This is a genomic window from Methanofollis fontis (genome assembly GCF_004297185.1).
GTDB classification, from domain to species: Archaea; Halobacteriota; Methanomicrobia; order Methanomicrobiales; family Methanofollaceae; genus Methanofollis; species Methanofollis fontis.
The window spans coordinates 11,783-22,941 of sequence record NZ_PGCL01000005.1 but is presented as its reverse complement, the minus strand read 5'-3'; the positions used below and the strand labels follow the sequence as shown (position 1 = coordinate 22,941).

At 62.1% G+C, this 11,159-nt stretch carries 11 protein-coding genes and 1 tRNA gene; 7 read left to right on the top strand and 5 right to left on the bottom strand.

Annotated features, from left to right (window positions below; all coding sequences use genetic code 11):
- Positions 1-345: 345 nt before the first annotated feature.
- Positions 346-419: transfer RNA gene (locus tag CUJ86_RS10425), tRNA-Val, on the bottom strand.
- A gap of 119 nt (positions 420-538) precedes the next feature.
- Complete coding sequence (gene serA / locus CUJ86_RS10420) at positions 539-2,134, bottom strand: phosphoglycerate dehydrogenase (RefSeq protein ID WP_130647559.1); 1,596 nt, start codon at positions 2,132-2,134, stop codon at positions 539-541.
- Between the two features lie 296 nt (positions 2,135-2,430).
- Here serA and ppsA point away from each other — a divergent pair, with 296 nt between their 5' ends.
- Genes ppsA through CUJ86_RS10385 form a run of 7 tightly spaced genes read left to right on the top strand, consistent with a single transcriptional unit; the run spans position 2,431 to position 9,590 of the window.
- Entirely contained in the window at positions 2,431-4,722 is a 2,292-nt protein-coding gene (gene ppsA, locus CUJ86_RS10415) for a phosphoenolpyruvate synthase (RefSeq protein ID WP_130647521.1), read from the top strand.
- A complete protein-coding gene (mfnA, locus tag CUJ86_RS10410) occupies positions 4,715-5,824 on the top strand; it encodes a tyrosine decarboxylase MfnA (protein WP_130647520.1) in 1,110 nt (369 codons plus the stop codon). The genes ppsA and mfnA overlap by 8 nt, the downstream gene beginning before the upstream one ends.
- Positions 5,805-6,356, top strand: a complete 552-nt coding sequence (hpt, locus tag CUJ86_RS10405) for a hypoxanthine/guanine phosphoribosyltransferase (RefSeq protein ID WP_130647519.1) — start codon at positions 5,805-5,807, stop codon at positions 6,354-6,356. The genes mfnA and hpt overlap by 20 nt, the downstream gene beginning before the upstream one ends.
- On the top strand, positions 6,319-7,290 hold the full coding sequence (gene dph2 / locus CUJ86_RS10400; protein ID WP_235855658.1) for a diphthamide biosynthesis enzyme Dph2: 972 nt from the start codon (positions 6,319-6,321) through the stop codon (positions 7,288-7,290). The genes hpt and dph2 overlap by 38 nt, the downstream gene beginning before the upstream one ends.
- A gap of 41 nt (positions 7,291-7,331) precedes the next feature.
- On the top strand, positions 7,332-7,790 hold the full coding sequence (locus CUJ86_RS10395; RefSeq protein ID WP_130647518.1) for a hypothetical protein: 459 nt from the start codon (positions 7,332-7,334) through the stop codon (positions 7,788-7,790).
- Between the two features lie 10 nt (positions 7,791-7,800).
- Positions 7,801-8,418: an METTL5 family protein gene (locus CUJ86_RS10390; protein ID WP_130647517.1), complete on the top strand. Its 618-nt coding sequence runs from the start codon at positions 7,801-7,803 to the stop codon at positions 8,416-8,418.
- Positions 8,412-9,590, top strand: coding sequence for an MFS transporter (locus tag CUJ86_RS10385; RefSeq protein WP_130647516.1), 1,179 nt, complete (start codon positions 8,412-8,414; stop codon positions 9,588-9,590). Before CUJ86_RS10390 ends, CUJ86_RS10385 begins: the two co-directional genes overlap by 7 nt.
- Positions 9,591-9,884: 294 nt before the next feature.
- Here CUJ86_RS10385 and CUJ86_RS10380 read toward each other — a convergent pair whose 3' ends face one another.
- From CUJ86_RS10380 to purS, 3 genes are read right to left on the bottom strand one after another with little or no spacing between them, the layout of a single operon-like run.
- Complete coding sequence (locus CUJ86_RS10380; protein ID WP_130647515.1) at positions 9,885-10,178, bottom strand: ferredoxin-thioredoxin reductase catalytic domain-containing protein; 294 nt, start codon at positions 10,176-10,178, stop codon at positions 9,885-9,887.
- An 18-nt stretch (positions 10,179-10,196) separates the two neighbouring features.
- Entirely contained in the window at positions 10,197-10,916 is a 720-nt protein-coding gene (gene purQ, locus CUJ86_RS10375; protein ID WP_130647514.1) for a phosphoribosylformylglycinamidine synthase I, read from the bottom strand.
- Positions 10,913-11,158, bottom strand: a complete 246-nt coding sequence (gene purS, locus CUJ86_RS10370; RefSeq protein WP_130647513.1) for a phosphoribosylformylglycinamidine synthase subunit PurS — start codon at positions 11,156-11,158, stop codon at positions 10,913-10,915. The genes purQ and purS overlap by 4 nt, the downstream gene beginning before the upstream one ends.
- Position 11,159: the final 1 nt, after the last annotated feature.

Here is an 11,159-nt window from a genome sequence, read left to right as displayed (position 1 = left end):
CGCGTGGATCCTGCTGAAATGGGTTACAGAGGTCATAACGGTCTCTGTTCAGCGTGGGGAGATGGTCCCTCCGGTGCCTCTCCGGAGCGACCGGAAAAGAGGGGTCTGGTTTGGCACCGGAATCCGGATCCTGGTGTGCGCCCAAGCGTCAATGCCTGCACATATGAGAAATACCGTGCAGGGAGATATTTTGCTCTTTAATGGGGAAAACAGCGGCAAGCATTCTCTGCCGTTGTGCAGGAGAAATCGCATGAATAATTATTCTGATGGATCATTTCATCAAACGTTCTGGCGCTGAAATTTCCGTTTGATAAATGTTGGTAGATGATTTTCTCAAAAAGGGTATGGGCCCGCTGAGATTCGAACTCAGGACCTCCGCCATGTCAAGGCGACGTCATAACCAGCTAGACCACGAGCCCGTTCGTGTCCGGTTATCAGACTCTCTATAGGTTGCACCTTTTTTGATATAAACATTGTTGAGGGCGGGAACGTCCGGCAAAAAAATACGGGGTGCAGAACACCCTCGCGCAAAGGTATTCTAGAGTTTGGCGAACTTTGCGGAGAAGATCCCGACCTTCGTCCTGATCTCTTTCATGACCTCTGCTGAGACCTCGGAATCGACGTTCAGGACCATTATCGCCTCTTCGCCGCGCTTGGTGCGACCCACCTGCATGCCGGCGATATTGATCTCCGCCTCGCCCAGGATGGTGGAGGCGCGGCCGATCACGCCCGGTTTGTCGAGGTGGCGGGAGATGATCACGCAGCCCTCAGGCACCATGTCCATCGTGTAACCGCCGATGGACGTGATCCGGATCCGGTCCCGCGAGAACACCGTGCCGGAGATGGTCTCTTCGCCGGCGTCGGTCCGCACCTTCAGGGTGATCAGGTTCTTGAACCCCTGCGCCGCCTCGGTGACGGTTTCTGCCACCCTGATCCCGCGCTCCTTTGTGACGAACTCGGCGTTCACGAAGTTCACCGGTTCCCGGAGGATGGGGTCGAGGAGTCCCTTGAGGACGCTCCGGGTGATGTAGCGGGTGAAACGGTTCTTTGCAAGGTCGCCGCCATAGGTGATATCGACCGCCTCGATCCGGCCCTCAACGAGCTGGACGATGAGTTTTCCCATTTTCTCGCCCAGAACGGCATAGGGCTCCATCTGCTCCTGCTGGTCGGGGGGCACCATCGGGACATTCACCGCATACTTCGCCGGTTCGCCGGCAAACACCGCAAGGCACTGCTTTGCCACCGAGACGGCGACATTCTTCTGGGCCTCGACAGTGCTCGCACCCAGGTGCGGGGTGACGATCACGGTGTCGAGGGTCAGCAGCGGGGACTCAAACGGAGGTTCGCTCTCAAACACATCGAGGGCGGCGCCCGCGATCTTGCCGGAGACCAGACCGTCGTACATCGCCTGCTCGTCGATAATCCCGCCGCGGGCACAGTTGATCAACCGGACGCCGTCCTTCATCGTGGCGACCCGCTCTGCATTGATCAGGTGGCGCGTCTCCGGCGTCAGGGGGGTGTGCACGGTGATGAAGTCCGATACCTTCACCAGGTCATCGACCTCCATCAGTTCGACACCCATCTGGGCGGCGTTCTCCTTCGTGATGAAGGGGTCGTATCCGGCGATCTTCATGTCCATGGCGATCGCACGCTTTGCGATCTCCCGTCCGATCCGACCGAGACCGACGATCCCGAGGGTCTTCTCGTTCAGCTCGACCCCCATGAACTTTGAACGCTTCCACTCCTTCTTCTTCAATGATGCCGTTGCCTGCGGGATGTTCCTGGCCAGGGACAGCATCATGGCCATCGTGTGTTCGGTGGCGGCCATCGTATTGCCGGAGGGTGCGTTCGCCACCGGTATGCCGCGGCGGGTGGCGGCCTCGGTATCAATATTGTCGACACCGGCGCCGGCACGCCCGATGAACTTCAGCCGTGTTCCCGCCTCGATCACCGGCGCCGTCACCTCGGTCCCGCTCCTGACCAGGATGGCGTCGTAATCCCCGATGACGTCGATCAACTGTTCTTCGCTCAGGTCGGTCCTGACGTCCACGTCACATGTCGCCCTGAGGATGTCGATCCCTTCTTCGGCCAGCGGATCGCTGACAAGGACTCTGTATTTCAAGTGAAACCCCATCATATATGGTGCCCTGGGGTATTCATGTTTTTTTATGAAAACGGCTGCGGCCACGGTGTGCCGGCGGTTCGGGCCGGAAAATACTCCCCCTGAGGTCGGCGGCAGGCCCTCCCATCATGGGTCTGAGGGTCGCGGTCTGTTTTTCAAAACAGATATATATTGGTTTCTATGGGGGCGCTCCCGTTCTCCCCGGATCCTCCTCCTTTTACCAGTGATATCCACTCGCTCTCCGCGGTGAAACCCATACCAGGAGAATCTATAATAATCGTCAGGCATATGTTATAGGTGGTGCGAAAATGACCGAAATGCCCAACATTTTGTGGCTCGAAGAGATTTCAAAGGACGATATTCCTTCCGTCGGGGGAAAAGGTGCCTCCCTCGGTGAGATGACCTCTGTCGGGCTGCCCGTACCCAGAGCATTTGTTGTAACCGCCCAGGCCTTCAGGAAGTTCCTGGTGGAAACCGGTCTGGAGGACTCCATCTTTGATTTACTCACAGATGTCGATGTCGAGGATAGCGACGAACTCGAGCAGGTTTCCCGGAGCGTCAGGGATATGGTCCTTGAGGCGAAGATGCCGGACGGGATCAGGGAAGAGATCATAGCCTCCTATGCGAAGATGGAGCCTGAGGACGTTGTGGTCGCAGTCCGTTCGAGCGCAACGGCTGAAGACCTCCCTGATGCCAGCTTTGCAGGCCAGCAGGAAACCTACCTGAATATCAAGGGTGATGCGGCGGTCCTTGAAGCGGTGCAGATGTGCTGGGCCTCCCTCTATGGGGCCAGGGCCATCTACTACCGCTCGAAACAGGGCTTTGACGACCGGACCGTCAATATCGCCGTCGTTATCCAGCAGTTGATCCGGTCGGAAAAATCGGGCGTCATGTTCTCATCGCACCCTGTCACCGGCGAACCGCTCACCATCATCGAGGGCTCATGGGGCCTTGGTGAAGCGGTTGTCTCCGGTAGCGTTTCACCGGACAAATATGTATACGACCGCCGGCTGAACCGCATCGTCGACCGATTGGTCTCGAACAAGGAGTATATGATCGTACCGGTCGGTGAACACGGCACCGAACTGGTAAGCGTTCCTGCGGACCAGCAGGACGAACCGGTCCTCTCCGACGCCGAGATCGAGGATCTCACACGTTTCGCCGAGATCTCTGAGAACCACTACGGCCTCCCGCAGGACCTTGAATGGGCGACCGTCGGAGGGACGGTCTATATCCTGCAGTCCCGACCGATCACCACAATCGGCATGTCCTCAAAGCCCTCGAGTGCATCCGGCGGTCTTGGCGGGATCATCCTGGAAGGGAACGGTGCGTCTCCGGGCATGGCCAGCGGTCCGGTGATCATCGTCCATGACATCAAGGACCTCGGCAAGGTCAGGGAGGGCGACATCCTTGTGGCGAAGATGACCAATCCCGACATGGTGCCCGCGATGCGCAAGGTCTCCGGGATTGTCACCGATGAGGGTGGCATGACCTGCCACGCCGCCATCGTCTCCCGCGAGCTCGGCACCCCGGCGGTCGTCGGGACGAAGAAGGCCACAAAGAACCTGAAAAACGGCCAGATCATCACCATTGATGGTGAAAAGGGGCTGGTCTTTGAGGGTGCGGCCGCCGAGGCAGCCACTCCATCTGCAGCCGCCGGTGCGGCGGTATCGGCCGCCGGTGCGGTCGCAGCGGCCCCGATCATCACGGCGACGAGCATCAAGGTGAACGTATCCCTCGCCGAAGCCGCGGGGCGCGCCGCCGCCACCGGGGCGGACGGCGTGGGGCTGCTGCGGATCGAGCACATGATCCTGGGCCTGAACAAGACGCCGGGCTGGTACATCTCGCAGGGCAAGGAAGAGGAGTTCATCACCGAGCTCTATAACGGCATCAAGGTGGTGCTCGACGCCTTCCCGGGCAAACCGGTCTGGGTCAGAACCCTCGATGCACCGACCGACGAGTTCAGGAATATGCTCGGCGGCGAGGACGAACCCATCGAGCACAACCCGATGCTCGGGTGGCGCGGCATCCGCCGTGATCTCCAGAGCCCTGAGCAGTTCAGGATGCAGATCGAGGCCTTCAAACGCCTCTGGGGCGCCGGTTACGACAACCTTGGTCTGATGTTTCCGCTCGTCTCTCACCCCGACCAGTTCATCCAGGCGAAGGCGCTGATTGAGGAGTGGGGCGTGGATGTCACCGAGGTGGCCCTTGGTGTGATGATCGAGATCCCATCCTCTGCAATCCTGATCGAGGACTTCTGCAAGGCCGGCATCTCGTTCGCCTCCTTCGGCACCAACGACCTGATCCAGTACACCCTGGCCATCGACCGGAACAACGAACTTGTCTCCAGCATGTACCTGCCAAAGCACCCGGCCGTACTCAAGCTGATAAAGGACGCCATTGCCGTCTGCCGCGAGTATGGTGTGGAGTGCTCCATCTGTGGGCAGGCGGGTTCTGACCCGAATATGGTCGAGTGGCTGATCGAAAACGGCATCTCCAGCGTTTCGGCCAATATCGACGCCGTCCCGAAGATCCGGGAGACGGCGGCGCGGACCGAGATGCGGATGATCCTCGATTCGGTGAGACGCACCAATGCTTGAAGAGGGACGCTCAGAGGAGGAACTTTTTTCCTTCCTCTCCCTCAAGAAGGGGGAGGATTCCAGTTATCATCATGTGCTCAGCTCGATGTGCACCATTCCTCACCCGGTTGCGGCCCGCGCCCACCAGATGTTCCTCGAGGCAAACCTCGGCGATCCCGGTCTGTTCCGGGGCACCGCAGAGATCGAGGCCCTGCTGATCGAGCGTATCGGGGACCTGCTCCATCACCGGCGTGCCGGCGGTTACGCCACCTCAGGCGGCACTGAGTCCAATCTCCAGGCATTGCGGATCTTCCGGAAGATGAAGGCTTCTTCAAGGCCCAATATCGTCGTCCCTGAGTCGGCGCACTTCTCCTTCGAGAAGGCCTGCGATATCCTCTCCCTCGGCATGCGCACGGTGCCGTGCGACGACTCGTTCCGGATGGACGCCGATGCCCTGCAGGAGGCGATCGATGCCGATACCTGTGCGGTTGTGGCGATTGCCGGCACGACCGAGTACGGCGTCGTCGATCCCATCGCCGCCATCGCCGATATCGCCCACGATACCGGCGTCCCGCTCCATGTGGACGCTGCATTCGGCGGTTTTGTGATCCCCTTTCTGAAGCAGGAGATCCCCTTCGACTTCTCCCTGGAGGGGGTCTCGAGCATCGCAATCGACCCGCATAAGATGGGGATGAGCACCATCCCGTGCGGCAGTCTGCTGGTGCGAGAACCCTCCTGGTTTGACCTCCTGAACGTGGAGACGCCCTACCTGACGGTGAAGCAGGAGTGCACCCTTGCCGGCACCCGTTCAGGCGGGGCGGTCGTCGGCGCCTTTGCCGTGCTCGAGTACCTCGGAAAGAGCGGGCTTGCGGCGATCGTCAGGGGGTGCATGAAGAACACGAAACGCCTCATCACCGGGATGGAGACCCTTGGTTACCGGCGGGCGGTCACGCCCGACCTGAACGTGGCCACCTTCCATGCGGACCATGTGCCGCCGGGATGGCGCGTCTCCTGGACCCGGCGCGGGCATATGCGCACGGTGATGATGCCGCATGTGCACCTCAGTGTGATCGAAGAGTTTCTCAGGGATATTGGTGACAACAATGCTCAGAAGACTGATTGAATCGCTTGAATCCTGCCCGATGGTGCGGCGGGGGGAGTATAACTATTTCATCCACCCGATCACCGACGGCGTGCCGATCGTCGAACCGGCGCTGCTGCGCGAGGTCGCCTGCGCCATGGTCTGTGTGATGGACCTTGCGGGCGTGGACAAGATCGTCACCGCCGAGGCGATGGGGATCCATATCGGCACCACCCTCTCGATGATGACCGACATCCCCCTGACGATCATGCGCAAACGGCAGTACAACCTCCCCGGCGAGGTCGCTGTCCACCAGTCCACCGGATACTCGTCCGGCGAACTCTACCTGAACGGGATCGAGCGGGGCGACCGGGTCGCCGTGATCGATGACGTCATCTCTACCGGCGGGACGATGCGGGCGGTCATTGCCGCCCTTGAAGGCGCTGGAGCGGAGATTGCGGATATCTGTGTGGTGATCCGGCGGGGCGAGGCCGATGTCGGGCGCCCCTTTACGACACTCGTCAGCATTGAAGTCGATGAAAGCGGCGTCCATGTCGTCGATACCTGCCGCTGAACTGGCGGCGCGGATCCGCCGCGCCGGCGGGGAGCGGATCGTCCTCCAGTTCCCGGACGGACTGAAGCGGCAGGCGGCGCCCCTGGTGCGGGAGTTGCGGGCCGAGGGGATCGAGGTGGCGGCCGTCGCCGGCGATCCCTGCTATGGCGCCTGTGACCTTGCCCTGGATGCCGTGGCCCTGACCGCTGCCGACCTCCTGGTGCATATCGGTCATGCCCCGGTGGAGGAGCGGAGCGGGGTGATCTACTGGGAGTATCCCCTCGAATTCGATCCGGCGTCCGCCGCCGCCGCCGTCCCCCTCCTCCAGGGTCCGCGAGTCGGTCTGGTCACCACGGTCCAGCACGCCCATATGCTTGATGCGGTTGCCGGCGTGCTCGCTGACCAGGGTCTCGAGACCGAGATCGCCCCTGGCGGCGGGCGCACACCCCATGCCGGTCAGGTGCTGGGATGCAGTTATGCGACGGCGAGAGCCCTCTCCTCCACGGAAATCCTCTATATCGGCACCGGCGTCTTTCATGCAATCGGCGTGGCTCTGGCGACCGGGAAACGGGTCGTCGCCCTCGACCCCTACACCGGGGAGGTGCAGGAGGTGAATGCCGATCGCCTGCTGAGGCGGCGTTTCGCCCTGATCGAACGGGCCCGGAAGGCCGAGACGATCGGGATCATCCTCTCCACCAAGAGCGGGCAGGCGCGGCCCGACCTCGCCGCCCGACTCGCCGCCCTCTCGGAGCGGGCGATGGTGATCACCATGCGGGAGGTGACCGCCGCCGAGATGACGAACTTCGGGTGCGGGGCATATGTGAACACCGCCTGCCCGCGCCTCGCCTACGACGACCAGGTCCGCTTCCCGGTGCCCCTCCTCTCCCCGCAGGAGTTCGAGATCCTCTGCGGTGTGCGGGCATGGGAGGATTATGCCATCGACGAGATTGAGTGATCTGTCGTCAGGTTTAAGGTGTCCGGGGGCATGGGTCGGTCATGCGACCCGCACTCCGGCGCCTGCTGATCCTCTGCGGCGTCTGCCTTGCGGTTTCGGCTCTGTTCTGTGCCTTATTTCCCCTCGTACTGGATGGATCGCTGGATTATCTGGTTGCCTACCCCTGCACCGTCCCCGCCGATCCCTCTGTGCCGGTCATCGTCCTGGATGAGGATGACTTCAGGGAGCATCCCGCCCTCCGTGAACTGGTGGTCGGCATGAAGATGGTCCGTTGTCCGTCGCTCTTCGCCCCGTTTCTGCCCCCGGGCGAGGGGTGGAGCTCGGTGGTGCTGACGGAAGCGGAGGAGGAGGCGCTATGGGGGTATATGCTCGCTGTGAATGAGCGGGGGACTCTGGTGCCGGCGGTGGTGGAGTACAACGGCACCTGCTATCAGGTTGCGGCGTCAAGGGGCAGACCGCCCGCCCCATCCGGTACCTTCATCCCCTCTACACCCGTATAATCTACCAGATATGCGCCTTCGCCACCTTGAAATGGCCCTCCAGCGCCTTTCCGGTTTTCCCGCACCCCGACCCGAGCTCGAGCAGTATGCGACCCCCGCCGTTGTTGCGGCACGCCTCCTCTATCATGCGGCGGGGGAGGGGGCGATCCGGGAGTGTCGGGTGCTCGATCTCGGGTGCGGCACCGGGGTGCTTGCCGGCGGGGCGGCGCTCCTCGGTGCTGAGACGGTCGCCGGCATCGACTGCGACCGCGGTGCCCTGGGCGTGGCGCGGAAGAATGCCGCCGCCCTCGGGGTCGATCTGGACCTGATCCGCGGCGAGGTCGGGGGTCGGTTTCCGATCCGGGCCGACACCTTCGACACCGTCGTGATGAACCCCCCCTTCGGGGCGCAGCGGCGGCATGCCGACCGCCCTTTCATCGACTGCGCCCTCTCCACCGCTCCGGTGGTCTACGGGATCTTCAATGCCGGTTCACGCCGGTTTGTGGAGCGTTATATCGGGGACCGGGCAATGATCACCGCCGCTGTCGGCGGTGCCTTCACCATCCCCCGCACCTTCTCCTTCCATCGGCGTGAGGCCGTCGAGATCGCGGTCGAGGTCCTGCGTATCGAGCGGGGTGCCGGATGCTGAAACGCCTGCGCGGCGTGCTTGGTCTATCTGCCGGTCATTTCGTCATCGACATCTATTCCCCGGTTATTCCGGCTATTCTTCCCCTGCTCATCGCCTCCTATGGCTACTCCTACTTCGCCGCCGGCGTGCTGGCGGCGGCCTTCAACATCACCTCATCCCTCCTCCAGCCGATCGCCGGGATGGCGGCCGATCGGCGGGGTGCACTGATCCCGATCGGGCTGCCGATCATCATCTCGGCGGTGGCGGTCAGTGCCTACGGGGTTGTGGAGGCCTATCCCCTCCTGCTCATCTGCGCCTGCTGTGCCGGGATCGGTCATGCCACATTCCATCCCACCGCTCTGGCCGCCGTCAACCGTCTCAGCAGGGCCGAGAACAGGGGTCGCATCACCTCGATATTCGTGATCGGGGGGAATTTCGGGTTTGCGGTGGGGCCGGTGCTTGCCGGGCTGATCGTCGTGGCCTTCGGTCTCCCCGGTCTTGTCTGGCTGGTCATCCCCGGCATCATCGCCGGCATCGCCTTCCTGGTCTTCAGGCCAGGCCGCGGCGGTTCCGGCGACCATCCCGGCGCCACTGATGTGGAGGACACCGGTCCCCTCTCCTATCGACCCATCCTCCTGCTCATCACTGTCGGCGCCCTCAGGTCATGGGTAATCTTCGGCTCCATCGCCTATTTGCCGGCCTATATCCACGCACAACTGGGCGTCGATCTCCTCACCGCCGATGCCCTGGTCTCCCTGATGCTCGTCGCCGGTGTTGTCGGGCAGTATGTGGGGGGCCACCTCTCCGACCGTTACGGCCGCAAGGAGTACACCCTCTTCGGGCTCTCTGCCGCCGTCCTCCCCTTCCTCCTGTTCATCTCGACCTCGGGGGTGCTTTCCTATGCGGCCCTCCTCCTCTTCGGGTTTCTCCTCTGGTCCACCTTCTCGGTGACAGTGGCAATGGCGCAGGAGGTGCTGCCGGGCCGCGCCGGACTCGCATCCGGCCTCATGCTCGGCCTCGCCGTGGGTGCGGGCGGACTCGGCGTGGCGGCGAGCGGTGCAATCGCCGACGCCTCGTCCCTGGGTACGGCCCTCTCTCTGCTCCTGCTCCCGATCGTCGCCGCCGCCCTCCTGATGACGGTCGTCCCCTATCCCTGGAAGAGTCTTGCCGGGAGAGTGCGGGACCGCCTGTAAAATTTTCTGGCGTTCCCCGCGTTCCGCGGCACCATCGTCATCATCCTGACGGGCGCCTCGCCTTCATCGATTTCGGAAATGTGGGGGTGATCCGCCCGGAGTCTTCTCTTCGGTGCGAATAAGCCGGTAGTGATGAAAAAAATGCAGGAGGATGGATGCAGCGGGTTTTGCTGAAGGTTCTTTCCTTCTGGAATGTTGTGAGAGCGGGCCATCCATGGACCGACCCGCGGAACCCCTCCTGATCGGATTAAGGGGGTGGTGTGATCCCCGTTACCGCCTCGGGACAGCCCCGATCTAATCTTCTTTCTTCCCGAAATACAGGTTGCAATGGCACTGCCCCTCGTTCTCCACCTCATCGCGGTGGTAGATGCAGGGGCAGATGATCTTCCTGTCCTCTTCGGGATCGCCGCTCCTGATGCGGCACGGGCAGTATCGTTCGCCAAAGCGGAGGGAGTTTCGTGCCAGTCCCCGGATCACGGTTCTGAGCTGATCGTCGTTCGAGTTGAGCACCCAGCCGTTTTTACGCGCATATTCCTGTGCCCACTCGAGGATCTCCTGCTCGAGTTCTTCCTGAGAGAGATCTGCCATACAGGTACCTCGACTCACCTATGCTTGACCTTTGCCGTTCTCCCGGTCTTCGATGCTCCGGATCATCCCGGTGAAGATCCGACGCCCGTCGTCGGATCCGAGCACCTCCTCAGACGCCCGTTCGGGGTGGGGCATCATGCAGAGCACGTTCCGCTCGTTCCCGCCGATCACACCGGTGATGTTCTCGGCCGCACCGTTCGGGTTGGCGGCAGGCGTGACATTCCCCTGCTCGTCGCAGAAACGGAAAGCGACCCTTTTCTCGGCATTCAGGGTGCGAAGGGTCTCGGCCGGGGCCACATAGCGCCCCTCCTTGTGGGCGATCGGTATGCGGATCACCTCGCCGGTGCGGTATTCCCTGGTGAAGGGGGTGTCCTCGGTCTCGACCCGCAGGCAGACCGGGCGGCAGATGAACTTCGGGGTGGCGTTGGTGGTGAACGTGCCCGGCACCAGTGCTGTCTCCGCCCCGATCTGGGCGCCGTTGCAGATCCCGAGCACCAGTTTTCCGGCCTCTGCATGCTGTTTGATGGCCTCCATCACCGGTGTCCTGGCCGCAATGGCGCCGGCCCTGAGGTAATCGCCATAACTGAACCCGCCCGGGATGACAATGGCGTCGTAGTCACGGGTGATGCCGTCCTTGTACCAGACGAGGTCGCAGTCAACGCCGCAAACATCGGAAACGACGTGGTGGACGTCGCGGTCGCAGTTGCTCCCCCCGAACTGGACCACCGCGAACCTCATGCGCCGACCTCGACCTCGTAGCGGTGGATGACCGGGTTGGCGAGGAGACGCTCGCACATCCGGGTGGCCTCGGCCTTTGCGGCCTCAACGTTTTCCGCCTGCAGGGTGATGAAAAACACCCGGGCGGTGCTCAATGCATCGGTCGAAAACCCGAGGTTTGCAAGGGCATGCTGGATCGCACGCGCCTCGGGATCGAGCATCCCCTCCTTCAGGCTGATGGTAATCTTTGCGGTATAGTTCATA